Origin of the sequence: Celerinatantimonas marina (assembly GCF_046054165.1) — a bacterium.
Classification (GTDB): domain Bacteria; phylum Pseudomonadota; class Gammaproteobacteria; order Enterobacterales; family Celerinatantimonadaceae; genus Celerinatantimonas.
In genome coordinates, this window is sequence record NZ_JBFNXK010000001.1 from 1 (window position 1) to 15714 (window position 15714).

Consider the following 15714-nt stretch of genomic DNA (forward strand, 5'->3'; position numbering starts at 1 on the left):
ATGTAGGTTGCTCTGAGGTCGGAGATGAGGACAAGAAACTGAATTGGCACATTCTGACGAATGAACCCGTAAACAGTGCGGAAGAGGCTTTAAAAATTATCACGTATTACGAGAAACGTTGGCTGATAGAGGAATATCACAAGGTCTGGAAGAGTGAAGGAACCGGAGTTGAAGGGCTTCGGGTACAGAGTAAAGGCAACTTAGATAGATTAGCGACTATTTTTGCCTTTTTAGCCGTAAGGATCTTCCAGTTAAAATTTGCCAATGAGCAAGTCGAAGATATCAGCTGTGAGAAAATCTTGTCCTCAAGAGCCTGGAAGCTGCTTTGGGTGAAAAGGATAAAGACGCCGCTTCCAGAGGAAGTTCCCACAGCAAAATGGGCTTATGAACATCTCGCACGGCTTGGCGGTTGGAAAGACAGTAAAAGAAATGGAAGAGCGGCAGTTAAAACGCTCTGGGAAGGATGGCTCAAACTACAAGCCATCCTTGAAGGCTATGAACTCGCTTTGTCTCTTGAACAGGACTTGTGATCAAGAGACAGGCATAAAGCGGGTTTCTATAAACAATAAGTCAATGTAAAAATTACAAGCCCGCTTTTTTAAATGCCGCAGAAACGATCTGCTGTGCTTCTTGCTCGATTTGAGCCAGATGCGCTTCACCTTTAAAACTTTCCAGATAAATTTTATAGATATCTTCAGTTCCGGAAGGACGAGCAGCAAACCATCCATTAGCTGTCACAACTTTTAAGCCCCCAATTTCGGCATCATTTCCTGGTGCCCGAGTGAGTTTGGCTAATATGGGATCTCCAGCCAACGTATCCGCTTCAACCAACTGAGAATCGAGCTTTTTCAATACCGATTTCTGTTGCTTATTCGCAGGTGCTTCAATACGGCGATAAATAGGATCACCATATTGAGCCACCAATTGTTGATAATGCCAAGCAGGATCATGTCCAGTCACAGCTAAGATTTCAGCCGCCAATAACGCTAAAATAATACCGTCTTTATCGGTACTCCAAACCGTCCCGTCAAATCTTAAAAATGAAGCCCCGGCACTCTCTTCACCGCCAAAACCAAAAGAGCCATCATAAAGACCATCAACAAACCATTTAAAGCCGACAGGAACTTCATTTAATTTGCGACTAAGTTGCTTAGCGACATGATCAATCATGGAACTGGATACCAACGTTTTACCGATCGCAGCCGATGCAGGCCATTGAGTTCGATGTGTAAACAGGTACTCAATAGCGACCGCCAAATAATGATTGGGATTCATCAACCCAGCGGTTTTGGTCACGATACCATGTCGGTCATAATCAGGATCATTCCCTACAGCAATATCAAACTGATCTTTATATTGGATCAACCCAGCCATCGCATAAGGTGATGAACAATCCATTCGGATTTTTCCATCTTTATCCAAACTCATAAATGAGAACGTTGGATCGATCTTATCGTTCACTACGTTAATATCTAATCCATAAGTTTCAGCGATAACCGGCCAATAGGCCACACCGGAACCCCCAAGAGTATCCACGCCTATTTTGACTTTCGCTTTAGCTATTGCATTAAAATCAATGACGTTTTTCAGATCATCCACATACGGTTTAATGTAGTCATACGCTTGCACACTCGGCAGTTGCATCGCTTGCGAATAGGCAATTCGTTTAACATCTTTCAAACCATCAGCCAAAATTGCATTGGCTCGATCCTGAATAATTTGTGTAACACTCGTATCAGCTGGCCCACCATTGGGTGGATTATATTTAAATCCGCCATCCCGAGGTGGATTATGCGAAGGTGTAATCACGACTCCATCAGCTAAATCAGAATGGACCGCATTATAGGTTAGAATCGCATGAGAAATTACTGGTGTGGGAGTATATCCCAAGCCAGACTGATACCGAACGTCAATACCATGAGCGGCGAAAACTTCAATTGCAGAACAAAAAGCACTTTCAGATAAGGCATGCGTATCTTTACCGATAAACAAGGGCCCCTGATAGCCTTGTTGCATACGATATTCGGCAATTGCCTGACTAATTGCTAAAATATGCTGTTCATTAAATGAGCCATCGCTGGCACATCCCCTATGACCCGACGTTCCAAAACTAACCTGCTGAGAACTATTGTCTGGATCGGGCTGAAGTAAATAGTAATCAGAAACTAATCGAGGAATATTGGTTAAATCCTGCGGGGTTGCGGGCTGTCCTGCTCGAGGATGTAAAGCCATAATAAAAATTTCTCCACATTAATGTATTCGTACAGCAAATTACCAGGGGCTGTTGATCATTGATGATACTTCTACAGCCGTTTGCCGTTTATTTAAATAATAAGATCATGAGTACAATCACTATATCTATATCATGATCTAACGTAAAATAAATGAACAGACACTAAGTATAGAACTTATATTGCTTCCGAAACGAGGGATATGTCGTGTTGAGAATATCCCATTGTCTCCATCAACTGAGAAATAATAAGTCGTTTCCGCCCGGTATTCGTATTCGTAATCACCCAAAAAGGGGTATTCGGAATCGCCTGTGGTTTGGTCGTTTTTCCACTGGCTAATAATGCATCTCTACTGGTTGCAAAATAAACACGTTTACTGCCTTTAATACGACTAGCCTGTGTAAATGCATCCGGGCTATGCTGATATAAATGGCTTAGTAATACCATAAACCGTTTTACAGCCCTGGATTGCCGCATAAACTCCTGACTGGTTAGAATTTGTTCAACCACTGCACTTGACCGGTTTTCATCAGAGCTAGCCACTAATTCCGATTGTTCAAATTTTAACAATCTACGTAAAATTTCTGATGCGCTTTCACCAATATATTGCGTTTGACTTGCAATATAGTGATAAAGTTCGTCGTCGATTTCGATGGACTTCATCTTTTAATCATTAACCACATTACCATTAAATACTTCATTTATTATACATATCGACAGAAAATTCTCGACTGCTGATTAGCAGTGATTTTACAACGGGCTATCCACGCGACTGACTCTTGAGAAGCTCCATCTTTAATTGCAAAATGACAACTTGGCCCTCAATATGGTTTTATTATGCCTATTTTAAGCACCATTGCCCTACCGTCTCAGGCTAAGCCGACTGCTGCCACTATTTTTTTAATTCACGGTTTATTTGGAAGTGCTGATAATTTAACGTCCCTTGGGAAAGAATTAAGCCAATACGCGCATGTCTATCTGGTTGATGCACTCAATCATGGCAACTCCCCTCATATTGATAGTATGAACTATATGCTTCAAGCTCAGTCACTCATCGAAACTATGAATGCTCTAGGCATCGTCAAAGCATCGATTCTCGGCCATTCTATGGGTGGGAAAATTGCGATGGCAACTGCGTTGATAGCCCCGGAACGGGTCGAAAATCTGGTCGTTGCTGATATGGCTCCAGTGCGTTATTCACACGGACATCATGCTGAATTTCAAGGGTTGAATCATGTTGAATTGACCCGAATAAACTCCCGACGAGAAGCCGATCATCAGTTATCTAAATATATTAAAGTGGAGCAAATTCGCCAGTTTCTACTCAAATCACTGCTCAAAGATCAAACGGGCTGGCATTGGAAATTCGCACTCAAGGAACTGGAAGATAATTATCCGGATATTGTTGACTGGCCTTTTGAAGCCATGCAGTTCAATCATCCAACCCTATTTATCAAAGCCCAACGCTCTGATTATATATCCACACAATACCAACAGGCTATTCAGCAACAGTTTCCTTCAGCTTCACTCAAGATCATTGCTGACTGTGGGCACTGGCTGCATGCAGAAAAACCCCGCTTATTCAATCGGATTGTCGTAGAATATTTGATACAGGATAATTAACACGATGCCAGCCTTTGTGCTATAGTCCGCAGTGTTTTAAACACCCTAACCATTTGTTAGATATCCCCAAGCTGGGATCGTGGTTACTGGGGTCATGTAATTTCACCTGAGAACTCTCAGGTTTTGGATAATTGCTAGTATGTAGGTTTATGGCAAAACAAAATACGGATCGGACAACGATCGATCTGTTTGCAACTGAAAAGCGTGCTGGCAGGCCTAAAACGAATCCTCTACCTCGAAAAGAGCAGCTCCGGGTTAATAAACGGAATCAGCTCCGCAGAGACCGTCAGAAAGGTTTAAAGCGTGTTGAGCTGAAAGTGGAGAGTTCATTGTTTGAAGCCCTTAATGAACTTGCGTCGGGGAAAGGCGTCAGTCGCAGCGAACTAATCGAACAAGTACTCAGAGAGTACTTGACAGTTTCAACTACAGAACCGCAACGATAGAAACAGGTAAAGTTATGGCAAGTGTAGGATTGTTCTTCGGTAGTGATACCGGTAATACCGAAGCAGTCGCCCAGATGATCCAGAAAGAATTGGGCAAAGATATGGTCGATGTATATGATATCGCCAAATCGACACGTGAAGATATTGAGAATTACTCACTCATTCTGATTGGTATTCCTACTTGGTATTATGGAGAATCTCAGTGTGATTGGGATGATTTTTATCCTGAGTTAGAAAAAATTGATTTTTCAGAAAAACTCGTAGCTATTTTTGGTTGTGGAGACCAAGAAGATTATGCCGAATATTTTCTGGATGCAATGGGCACCGTTCGAGACATCATCGAAGCTCGTGGAGCAACCATTGTGGGCAACTGGTCGACCGAAGGTTATGAATTTGAAGCCTCTAAAGCATTAGTTGATGAAAACCACTTTGTAGGCTTAGGTATCGATGAAGATCGCCAACCTGAACTAACTGAACAGCGTGTTAAAGACTGGTGCAAACAAATTCACGAGGAAATGTACCTTTCCGAATTAGAAGATTGATAAAAGTTTGTCATCAAAACATAATGAAAACTGCCCCAATTGTTGAATTATCAATCATTGGGGTTTTTTATGGGCGCCTCATTGATACAATCGACTCAATTTTTCAAAGCAGTGGCCGTTAACTTATAAACATGATTGATGAGTTAAGGCAACGATTATAAAGTGCAGGCTAAAGTCTTATTTTTCTTATTCCTAATAGGGATCGGTTTTAATTCACTACCGGCCCATGCTGACATCTGGTTCTTTCAAGATGCTCAAGGCGAAATGCACTTTGCCAAAACTCAGATGAATCCTAACTGGAAGCTCTTACTTCAAACATACGGCCAAAGCCAATTACCCAAGCGCTTTCAAATTAAAAATTCCCCTTCTCAATACACCATTGATAGTCAATTTATCGCCCGAAGCCGGTTGAATACATCATCAGCTCAGAAGCTGCAATCACGTCGATTTGAACATTTAATCCGCCAGGTTGCCCAACGCTATGATCTTCCGGTTAAGCTAGTCGATGCCGTGATACAAGTTGAATCAAGTTATCAACATCATGCAGTATCCAAAGCCGGCGCAATGGGGTTGATGCAACTGATGCCAAGTACCGCCAGACGATTTAATGTTGAAGATCCCTTTGAACCTGCGGAAAATATCGATGCCGGAAGCCGATATCTGAAAACATTACTCAATGAATTCCATTCTGTTAAATTAGCTTTAGCGGCCTATAATGCTGGTGAAAACGCGGTCCGTCGTTATCAAGGTATTCCCCCCTATTCAGAAACACGTCAATATATAGACAAAGTCATGGCATTACTGAATTAATCATGCCTCCGATCTATTTAATCCATTATTCGTGCTACCGATGTATTCAGGAAAATTGATAGGTATTCATGAAATTTCGTGTTAAATTGGTTAAATCGTTTTAGTTGATAGAGAAAAGCCATCAACATAAAACTCAGGTAAGTATTATAATGCTAGCATTCAGTACCTGATCGTTTCATTAAAATAAGTGAAAAGTTCAAATATGCCAGATAACAATCAAGCACTTAAAAAAGCCGGGCTTAAAGTTACATTACCTCGGATTAAAATTCTCGATTTAATGCAGCAACCAGAGTCAGCTCACATTAGTGCTGAAGAACTCTACAAAAAACTGATTGACCAAGGTGAAGAAATTGGCTTGGCTACAGTTTATCGTGTGCTCAACCAGTTTGATGATGCCGGGATCGTCACACGTCATCACTTTGAAGGCGGTAAATCTGTGTTTGAGTTAAACAGTCAGCATCATCATGATCACTTGGTCTGTTTAGATTGCGGGAAAGTCATTGAATTTCGTGACGAAATCATCGAAGAACGGCAACGTGCTATTGCTGAACAATACCATATCAAGCTAACCAACCACAGTTTGTATCTGTATGGTAATTGCACTGATGAAAGTTGCCCCGATCATAATAAAGATTAAATCCCCCGCCACTGCAACCTGTGGAAACACAGATACAGGTTGCATCTTCAGAACTCAAATGACACTCTTGACAGATAAGCTCTCCGGATAAGGTTGAAAATAATACTGCACTTGTAAATACTGATCTGGATAATGCCGTAAATAATGCAATAACATTTCAAGGGGCGTCGCTAGGGGTAACATTTTCTGCTGATAACGAAGGATGAGTTGTGTTAATGCCGCTTTATCTGAAGCAGCTAACTGGCGTTTAAAATACCCTTGAATATGCATCAAAACATTTGTATGTTTTTTTCGGGTAGCCACCTGAGCTAATCCAGCCATCAATTTGCGAATATAGTCATTTGCAAATATCGTTACATCACAACCTTTAGTCTGAGCAAGCATTTGCCCCAAATTACGGTAACATTCAGGAGAATGAGCCATTAATAACAATTTATACCGGCTATGAAACTCAATAATCCGATGAAATGTTAATCCATCCTGACATAATTGCTGCCAACGAGCATAACAAAAAAGTCGGACTAAAAAACTTTCTCGAATCAATCGATCGTGAAGGCGTCCAGTCTCTTCACAAGGTAAATAGGGATACTGAGTCATCAATGATTCGGCAAAAATTCCCGAACTCATTTGAGGCAAAGGATGTCCAGCCGCCGTATAAACCTTCACCCGCTCCATTCCGCAACTGGGTGACTTCGCACAAAAAACAAACCCTGTTAACTGATCATTTTGTAGTGTCAACTGTTGTACCGAAGCCTTCAATGCTGAAGTATGGTCACGTTGTAAGCCACCACTTTCTATAACTTTTAATTGTTCATCAACAAGCACCAGCCGAATAGCCGGTCTGGGGATCCCTAAACCAGCCGAAACTTCAGGACAAACAGGAACAAACTCAACCCAAGGTGATAATTCATCCAACAAAAAAGCAGATCGCTTATGCCCACCATCAAACCTAACTTTCTCGCCAATCGTACATGCACTCACCCCCAAGCGAATAGGCGGATATAACATTTCGGGAAGCGATTCAACCATGTAACCTCTGATCAATTTAGAAACGACTACATCCAGTATAGCCCCAGGCGGGCATAATCGATTGTTCAATCCCTAAATGATCCAATATACGACCCACCACTTGATCCAATAGATCCTGAATTGTTGTCGGATGATGATAGAACCCAGGTGCAGCCGGCATGATATCGACTCCGAGACGAGCCAATTCCAGCATATTTTCTAAATGAATCACCGAAAATGGCATCTCCCTTGGCACAATAATCAACTGCCCTTTTTCTTTAATCACCACATCAGCAGCCCTTTCGATCAGATTGTCAGAAAGCCCGTGGCGAATGGCTGCTAATGTCCCCATACTACAAGGGCAAATGACCATTTGCTTGGGCGCAGAGGATCCTGAAGCAACCGGCGAAAACCACTGTTCCCGCCCCAACCGAACCACTTGCCCGGGTTGAGCTGCATAATGCTGAACCATATACGCATCAAATGCTTGCTCGCAAGCGGGCCAATTTTGTTCAGTTTCAGTGGCTAAAACAACTTTAGCCGCCCCTGATATCAATAAAAAAATAGGGCGTCCCGTGGCGATAAGTGTCTCTAATAATCGAAGTGCATAAGGGGCTCCGGAAGCTCCGGTAATGGCCAAGGTAATTCCAGATAACGGTGATTGCTGAGGATTATTATTCATATAGATATCGCTATCCCTTTAAATCTCGGTATTATGAAGACAATATCAATAATTTGTCATCAAATGATGTATCTATAAGCTTAGAAAAACGATGATTTTTCTACTAAAATTTAATCAATTATCATTTAATTTAACATATATGAACATACTTAAATCAAAAATCTGGCTGTCGTTACGAGAAATCGAGGATACTCGTGAATAACTGGAGTGGTAATGTCACTATTAAAAATACCGCTGAGAGAACTCCGATTAGGGCACTATGTCTGTCTTCCTATAGAATGGAAAAGCCATCCGTTTCTACGAAATAACTTTAAAATTCGCAGCAGTGATGAGTTAACTGTATTAAAAACATTATCGCTCGAATGGATTGATATTGATCCTGAAAAATCAGATTTATCGGGAGGCCGTCCCTCCACACCCAAAAACTACGGACAGCCGAGTGCAACCCTGAAACGAACGGCAACACCCGAAGCTTTATTTCAGACACAACAGAAAAACAGTCAACGAAAATCCGAGTCATCCTACTACCAATGCATTAGCCAGTATCGGGATACTTTTGCCCAATTTAATTCTGATCCAGGAGCCATATATGGGCTACTTAAGGATCTGATTACTCATGTCAGTCAAGCCGTATTTAACCAGACAAATCAAATCCCTCAGGTATATCTCATTCTCAATGATAAAGGCAGTGACGTACTCTTTTCGCATTCAATGAATGTCATGGGGCTCGTATTGTTAATGGCCAAAATTCTTCACTATTCACAAAAAGAAACGGAGACCTTAGCGCTAGCCGCTATGATCTCCGATATTGGTTTACTACGGATCCCCCACCAAATTCGCTCTAAATCTCAGCCGCTTACTAAGGCAGAACTCAGCTTCCTTCAGGCTCATGTGGGATATAGCATTGACCAACTCCGTAAAGCTCAATCCATTCCGAACGAAGTATTAACACTTGTTGCCGTGCATCATGAACGAAGAGATGGGAGTGGTTATCCAAAAGGTCTAACTAAAGATGAATTTCCCAGAGCCGCTCAAATTCTCCAGGTCGCAGACTATTATGACTGGCTTATCAATCCATTCCCCTGGCAAAAGCCGTTGTCACCACAACTTGCGATTGCTTTTTTATTAAAAAATTCCCCGGATAAATTTAATCAGGTTATTGTGGAAGCATTGGCCAACGCTCTCGGAATTTATCCTCCGGGAACAATCGTTGAACTGTCCAACCAACAATTAGCAATCGTAGCCGGAAGCAATCCCCAAAACCGCTTAAAACCCTATATCAAACGCTTTGGAAGTGACCGATTTATCGATGATTTATCTTTTGAAGACCTATCCATGTTAGAGCTATCGATCCACCATTCTGTACCATCAGAACAACTCCCCGAATCCGTCACCATGTTGCTCGCCAATTGGCGTATTAGCTATTTCATTGAAACAGAATCACCTGGGTAATAATTTTGTTGAGAATTGTTCAATATCAATAAAATATTCCATCAACGCTTTGCCTGAGGGGCAAGAAAAGGTACATTATGACATCAGCGTCTAATGACCGACTTTTTATTTTGTATTGGAGTTCTCATGGAAAAACCAAACACCCAACAACATATGGCCCAAGTTTTAGAGCTAGTGTCAATTGCTCGTCGTCGCAATAAATTAAAACGAGAAATGATTGACGTTGCGAAAAAAATTCGTGATAACCGTAAACGCGTAGAGTTACTCAGCAATTTATCTGATTATATTCAAGAAGGTATGTCTGTGCGTGAAATTATGGCAATCATTGAAAATATGCGCGGTGATTATGAAGATCGTGTAGATGAATATACGATTACCAATGCTGAATTATCAAAAGAACGCCGGGAACTTGCCCGTAAAATCAAAAACGCCAAAACAGAAAGTTAAAATAAACCGCTGGGTTCAATATCCAGCGGTTATTCACTCTCTAGTGATAATAACCGACTCTTCGTAATACAACTATTTTCCCAACGATAACGAATACTGTTGCTATATAAAGTTCCACACAAATTCGTATAATAAATCATCAATATGTAGAATAAATATTCTATTCATCTTATAATACAGCATAAATGCCTAACGAATATGCTCTAAAATAATTTCACTTAATATTTGTGCATGCTGGTCCTGAGCATTAAGGGCAGGAATATAATTAAATTCTACCCCACCCTGACGGAAAAATAGCAATTTTAATTGGCAACTAATTTCCTCCAAAGTTTCCAAACAATCTACGGAAAATGCAGGGCTAATAATGTCAACGGCTTTAACACCATCAGCAGCCAGCGATGTTAAAAGTTCATCGGTATAGGGCTGAACCCACGGTTCTCGTCCAAAACGACTTTGATAGCTCATTTTCCATGCATCATCCGGCAATGCCAATAAGTCGACGATCCGCCGCGTTGTTTGCTCACATTGCCTCGCATATGGATCTCCCGCCTGTACATAACGTTCTGGAATACCATGATAAGAAAAAATTAATGGGTAAGAGGCACTATACTGAATATGGCGTTTTTGAATCTGTTCTGCCAAAAGCTCACAATATCCGGGCCAATCATAATATTGTCGAATAAACTGCACATTGGGTAATGTATATTCTGATTGAAGGGCTCGAGCACACGCATCAAAAACAGAAGCACTCGTTGAAACGGAATATTGGGGATAAAGAGGTAAAACAATGAGCGTCTCAACGCCCTGTTCAATCTCTTCATGGATCACCGTTTCAAGAGAAGGATGACTATAATTCATCGCTAGACGAACACGACATCGACCTTGAATACATGAAGAAACTTTTTCCGCTAATTTTTCAGAATACACCTGCAGCGGAGATCCACCATCCATCCAAATTTGCTGGTACAGTCGGGCTACTTTAGGACTCCGCAACGGCAAAATAACGCCTTTCAACAAAGGCTGCCATAGCCAAGGTGATATAGGGACAACCCGTGGATCCGATAAGAATCGATTTAAAAAAGCTCTAACAGCCGATGAGGTAGGTTGTTCAGGAGTTCCCAAATTGACTAAAATCGCCACAACAGAGGATTTATCCATAGACGGTTGGTCCTGATACTGAATCATAACGTCAACGTTTGCCATTTATTACGGTATTAAATGCTATTTAAAGCAACTCGCTTGTCATGCATGATGCATAAGGCTGAAGCCAATCAACCTTATGATATTTTAGACTAATCCAGTAAATCTGCTAATTGTTTACTCACATCAGCAACTGGTAATGTACCATCAATACGATAATATTTATTTAAACCTTGCTTCGCATCATGACTGTAATAATCAACTAATGGTTGAGTCGTTTCATGATAGATGGTCAACCGTTTACGAACGGTTGTTTCTTCATCATCTGGACGGACCATTAAATCTTCGCCAGTCACATCATCTTTACCTTCAACTTTAGGCGGATTATACACGATATGATAAACACGACCTGAACCCGGATGAACACGACGACCACTCATACGCTGCACGATTTCATCATCAGGGACATCAAATTCTAATACAACATCAACATCGATATTGTTTTCTTTCATTGCATCAGCTTGTGGAATGGTCCGGGGAAAGCCATCCAATAAAAAGCCTTTTGCACAATCATCTTGTGCAACCCGTTCTTTTACCAATGCGATAATTAATTCATCACTAACTAACTGGCCTGCATCCATCACTGCTTTAGCTTGCTTACCTAATTCAGTTCCAGCTTTCACAGCAGCCCGTAACATATCCCCGGTAGAAATCTGAGGGATCCCATAACGCTCCATAATGAATTGGGCTTGAGTCCCTTTTCCCGCACCAGGTGCACCCAGTAAAATAATGCGCATAACGCTAGTCCTTTCTCAACAATAATGTTCTGGAAAGCCGTAGAATGTACACTTAGACGACTTATTTCTCAAGTCGGAGATACAATTACCAAGGCGATGAACTGTTGATCAACCGTGATTATTTTGCCGCCTTCTGACGCTGATTTAGACAAAACAAACGTTGCTCAGTGTCATTATTCTCTACAATGACGTCTAACATGACATAAAGCAAACTCAAACACCCTTTCGGGTTCACTTAAGCTATTGGAACGATGTGCATCCAGTGTACTTAATTCATTAAGATTAAGCTTCACCGAGAACGTTTTGTTCAATACGCGTTTGCTTGACATAAAATCCATCCCGAAAGCTAAAGTCGATATGAATTTCCTAAATTGACACACTATCAATTTACATGAAAATGAAAAGCCAAACGTCATCGAATTGATGAGAGATAAACATCAGAAAAACAAGGTGTGCCACTAAAGAAGAAAGCAGGATGGAATCAACCGATGCTCAATTCCATCCCAAATGCTGCGAATACGAGCTACGCAAAATCACGAGACCCAACAATGGGCAGAAATATGGGATCTCGATCATAATCACTATAAGGATATTGATGTGATGGCCTATTTAATCGTGCAATCCCACTAAACGCAACCATGTAAAATACAACTGAAGCAGGTTCGTAAACTATAGTTTCCACTTAGGAATAAATTGCTGGTCATTTATTTTAATTTAAAAACATAATATATTGTTTTTAAATAATTTTTAAAATGAAACTCAACAAAATAGAGCTCTTACCGCCACACATATTCCAATAAAAGTTTTTTAGTACTACTTCATTCCTGATCATAAGTTACAATTTAGATAATAGACAAGACTGTCAAATAAAAGTAAAAACACACAATTTTGCAAAAAATGTTACTTTATTAAGTATTGTTGGTTACAATTCGCCGTGCTAAGTAAATTCGGCTATGACCAGGCTGGCTATAGTTATTTTGAACTAGCATTTAACAAGCAAAATGTATCTGTCATCTTAGGCAAAGGCTTGCCTGCAGTTAGCGTGTCAGATATCAAACATGGACATAAATTAATATTATAGGGGAATCCCAGTCGTGAGTGATACCAATCATGATTCATCTATTCATCGAATTGAATTGAATTTGTCATATCTTGTTCGATGGCTTGAAGCCAATCATCGAAGACGGAATTATCCATTGGAGCGAGCGCACTACCTTATCCTTCGACTACTCACTCAGGAATCACCACAATCGTCAGGTATATTAGCGGTACAGTTAGGTTTGGATTCATCCACAGTCACTCGGCAGCTAAAAGCCATGATGGAACAGCAGCTAATCGATCGACTCCCGGATCCTTCCGATCGCCGCGGATGCTTGATTAATGCCACCGCTCTAGGTCAGGAAAAATTTGAGATAATGAAAAAACAACGTTGTGCCAATACTGAAAAAATCTTTTCAGATTGGGATGATGAGGAAAAAGTATCATTAGCCGATTTATTAACGAAGCTTAATAAATCAATCAGCGATAATTTGGATGGAAACTAACAGCCCTTCAATAGGATTCAAAGGGCTGTACATAGTGGTTAGGCTGATTTGATCTTCAATTCAGTACCAGCCGCCTTGCGAATCACAACGGCCACTGATTTAGAGGTAGGGGTGTCACTATAATCACCCTTACTGCTCAGTGGAATAAGTGCATTCGCTTCAGGAAAATAGGCTGCCACATTGCCTTCAGGAATATCATAAGAAACCAGTTTAAACGCATTGATTTCTCGTTTAATGCCATCATGCCAAATTGTTTCTAGATCGACAAGGTCACCATCAACCAGTCCCAAAGCCGCTATATCACGAGCATTTAAAAATACAACCTTCCGTTCCCCAAAAACCCCACGGTAGCGATCATCATAGCCATATACGGTCGTATTATATTGATCATGGGAACGTAACGTTTGCATCACAAACACTCTTTCTGAGGTTTTAGACACATCAACAGGAACAATCATCTCGGGAAGCGCATGAGCCTTCAACTGAGCTTTACCGGATGTGGTTTTCCAGTTTAAATCGCGTGCGGAATTTCCAAGATAGAACCCGCCGGGAAGATCCAAACGCTGGTTAAAATCATCAAAACCAGCAAAAGTTTGCTCAATAAGATCACGGATCCGATCATAATTATCAATTAACGACAGCCAATCTACTGGATTATGTTCACCTAATGTGGCATGAGCCATACGAGCCACAATCGCGGGTTCTGAAAGAATTTGTTCCCGACTCATATCTACACGCCCGGAAGAAGCATGAACCATCGAAAACGAATCTTCCACCGTTACTTTTTGAGGACCAAAAGCCTGCATATCAATATCAGTTCGACCTAGGCAAGGTAAAATAATTGATTCCTGTCCCGGATTAACATGAGTACGGTTCAGTTTGGTGGCGATATTTACTGTTAAACGAGCTCGATGCATAGCGTCGGCAACCCGTTGTGTATCCGGTGCCGCGGCAACCATATTGCCACCCAGTCCGATAAAAATCTTACTACTTCCCTGCCCTAGCGCTTCTAATGCCTGAACCACATTATGACCGTGAGCTTGGGGCGGCTTGAACCCAAACACCTGCTCAATTTTATCCAAAAACGCCTGATTTGGTTTTTCATTAATGCCTACCGTCCGATCGCCTTGAACATTAGAATGCCCACGAACAGGACAGACACCCGCGCCTTCTTTACCAATTTGACCAAACAACAACTGTAAATTAACTAATTCCTGGATGGTTGCCACAGAATGCTTATGCTGAGTTACTCCCATAGCCCAAGTCACGATCACACGATCCGCGTTTTGATAAATATCGGCGGCTTTTTCAATTTGCTCGTAACTCAAACCCGATTGGGATGTTATTTGTTCCCATGAAGTGGCTTCGACTTGCGCTAAATACTCATTCATTCCCTGTGTATGCTGCTGAATAAAAGCCAGATCAAATACTGAACCGCCCTGTTGCACCGCTTGCTGATGACGTTCGTATAAAATCTTAACCATCCCCCGAACTGCCGCCATATCGCCCCCTAGCTTCGGAGTGAAGTAATCGCTGGTGGTAGGGGTATAGCCATTACGCAACATTTCCAATGGCTTTTGTGGATTGGTAAAACGCTGCAATCCTCGTTCTTTCAGATTATTGAATGCAACAACTCGAGCCCCCCGTTTATAACAGTGGCTTAGTGTTTCCAGCATTCGCGGATGATTCGTTCCAGGGTTTTGTCCAAATAAAAAAATGGCATCGGCTTTTTCAAAATCATGAATTGTTACCGTGCCTTTACCAATTCCTATCGATTCCACGAGTGCGTGGCTAGTGGCTTCGTGGCACATGTTGGAACAATCCGGGAAATTATTGGTCCCAAATCGCCGCGCAAAAAGCTGATATAAAAAAGCCGCTTCATTGCTCGCGCGTCCCGACGTATAGAATTCAGCCTGACTAGGATCATCTAACTGATTTAATTCACGTGCAATCAATGCAAACGCGTCATCCCAACTGATGGGCTCATAATGATCTGTTTTCGGATTATAGCGAACTGGTTCAGCTAAACGCCCTTGAAACTCTAAAAAGTAATCGGTTTGCTGATTCAGCCAGCTGACACTATGTTCAGCAAAAAAACTCCCGTCCACACGCCGAGTTGTCGCTTCCCAGTTCACCGCTTTAGCACCATTTTCACAGAAACGAAATCGCCCGGGCACACCTTTTTCCCCCCAAGCACATCCCGGACAGTCAAATCCGTGATCCTGATTGGTCCTTAGCAAGTTAGAAATATTTTTAGCAACATTCTGACTTTTAAAAAGATGCTCTGTAGTAGCGCGCAATGCGCCCCACCCACCGGCTGAACCGTTATACTGTTTGATGCTCATATAATCGTACGAC

16 protein-coding genes are annotated in these 15714 nt (G+C 41.5%); 9 read left to right on the forward strand and 7 right to left on the reverse strand.

Annotated features, from left to right (window positions below):
• The coding region (locus ABUE20_RS00005; RefSeq protein ID WP_408617743.1) for an IS4 family transposase at window positions 1-530 on the forward strand (530 nt) is incomplete at its 5' end.
• 52 nt (window positions 531-582) lie between these two features.
• Here ABUE20_RS00005 and pgm read toward each other — a convergent pair.
• Both pgm and ABUE20_RS00015 read right to left on the reverse strand, forming a co-directional pair.
• Window positions 583-2232, reverse strand: coding sequence for a phosphoglucomutase (alpha-D-glucose-1,6-bisphosphate-dependent) (gene pgm, locus ABUE20_RS00010; protein WP_408617744.1), 1650 nt, complete (start codon window positions 2230-2232; stop codon window positions 583-585).
• 176 nt (window positions 2233-2408) lie between these two features.
• Window positions 2409-2894, reverse strand: a complete 486-nt coding sequence (locus ABUE20_RS00015; RefSeq protein WP_408617745.1) for a replication initiation regulator SeqA — start codon at window positions 2892-2894, stop codon at window positions 2409-2411.
• A 174-nt stretch (window positions 2895-3068) separates the two neighbouring features.
• Here ABUE20_RS00015 and ABUE20_RS00020 point away from each other — a divergent pair, with 174 nt between their 5' ends.
• The 5 genes from ABUE20_RS00020 to fur all read left to right on the forward strand — a co-directional run bounded on the left by ABUE20_RS00020 (window position 3069) and on the right by fur (window position 6286).
• Entirely contained in the window at window positions 3069-3854 is a 786-nt protein-coding gene (locus ABUE20_RS00020; RefSeq protein ID WP_408617746.1) for an alpha/beta fold hydrolase, read from the forward strand.
• A 149-nt stretch (window positions 3855-4003) separates the two neighbouring features.
• Complete coding sequence (gene ybfE / locus ABUE20_RS00025) at window positions 4004-4297, forward strand: LexA regulated protein (RefSeq protein ID WP_408617747.1); 294 nt, start codon at window positions 4004-4006, stop codon at window positions 4295-4297.
• A 14-nt stretch (window positions 4298-4311) separates the two neighbouring features.
• A complete protein-coding gene (fldA, locus tag ABUE20_RS00030; protein WP_408617748.1) occupies window positions 4312-4839 on the forward strand; it encodes a flavodoxin FldA in 528 nt (175 codons plus the stop codon).
• A 162-nt stretch (window positions 4840-5001) separates the two neighbouring features.
• Window positions 5002-5649, forward strand: coding sequence for a lytic transglycosylase domain-containing protein (locus ABUE20_RS00035; RefSeq protein ID WP_408617749.1), 648 nt, complete (start codon window positions 5002-5004; stop codon window positions 5647-5649).
• 202 nt (window positions 5650-5851) lie between these two features.
• Window positions 5852-6286: a ferric iron uptake transcriptional regulator gene (gene fur / locus ABUE20_RS00040; protein WP_408617750.1), complete on the forward strand. Its 435-nt coding sequence runs from the start codon at window positions 5852-5854 to the stop codon at window positions 6284-6286.
• Between the two features lie 54 nt (window positions 6287-6340).
• On the opposite strand, the gene ABUE20_RS00045 is transcribed toward fur, so the two are convergent.
• Together ABUE20_RS00045 and ABUE20_RS00050 are read right to left on the reverse strand one after the other, a co-directional pair.
• Window positions 6341-7315 (reverse strand): YbgA family protein, encoded by a 975-nt coding sequence (locus ABUE20_RS00045; protein ID WP_408617751.1) that lies wholly within the window; start codon window positions 7313-7315, stop codon window positions 6341-6343.
• Between the two features lie 16 nt (window positions 7316-7331).
• Window positions 7332-7976 carry a flavin prenyltransferase UbiX gene (locus tag ABUE20_RS00050; protein ID WP_408617752.1) on the reverse strand — a complete coding sequence of 215 codons (645 nt, stop codon included), beginning with the start codon at window positions 7974-7976 and terminating at the stop codon, window positions 7332-7334.
• A 213-nt stretch (window positions 7977-8189) separates the two neighbouring features.
• Here ABUE20_RS00050 and ABUE20_RS00055 point away from each other — a divergent pair, with 213 nt between their 5' ends.
• Window positions 8190-9428, forward strand: a complete 1239-nt coding sequence (locus ABUE20_RS00055; protein WP_408617753.1) for a cyclic di-GMP phosphodiesterase — start codon at window positions 8190-8192, stop codon at window positions 9426-9428.
• Window positions 9429-9554: 126 nt separating this feature from the next.
• On the forward strand, window positions 9555-9875 hold the full coding sequence (locus ABUE20_RS00060; protein ID WP_408617754.1) for a DUF496 family protein: 321 nt from the start codon (window positions 9555-9557) through the stop codon (window positions 9873-9875).
• Between the two features lie 189 nt (window positions 9876-10064).
• Here ABUE20_RS00060 and hemH read toward each other — a convergent pair whose 3' ends face one another.
• Together hemH and adk are read right to left on the reverse strand one after the other, a co-directional pair.
• Window positions 10065-11033 carry a ferrochelatase gene (gene hemH, locus ABUE20_RS00065; RefSeq protein WP_408617755.1) on the reverse strand — a complete coding sequence of 323 codons (969 nt, stop codon included), beginning with the start codon at window positions 11031-11033 and terminating at the stop codon, window positions 10065-10067.
• 134 nt (window positions 11034-11167) lie between these two features.
• Window positions 11168-11812 carry an adenylate kinase gene (adk, locus tag ABUE20_RS00070; protein WP_408617756.1) on the reverse strand — a complete coding sequence of 215 codons (645 nt, stop codon included), beginning with the start codon at window positions 11810-11812 and terminating at the stop codon, window positions 11168-11170.
• Between the two features lie 1094 nt (window positions 11813-12906).
• On the opposite strand from adk, the gene ABUE20_RS00075 reads away from it, so the two are divergent.
• Window positions 12907-13356, forward strand: a complete 450-nt coding sequence (locus ABUE20_RS00075; RefSeq protein ID WP_408617757.1) for a MarR family winged helix-turn-helix transcriptional regulator — start codon at window positions 12907-12909, stop codon at window positions 13354-13356.
• A gap of 38 nt (window positions 13357-13394) precedes the next feature.
• Here the strand turns inward: ABUE20_RS00075 and ABUE20_RS00080 are convergent, their stop codons facing one another.
• Window positions 13395-15701, reverse strand: a complete 2307-nt coding sequence (locus ABUE20_RS00080; RefSeq protein WP_408617758.1) for an FdhF/YdeP family oxidoreductase — start codon at window positions 15699-15701, stop codon at window positions 13395-13397.
• Between the last annotated feature and the right edge of the window lie 13 nt (window positions 15702-15714).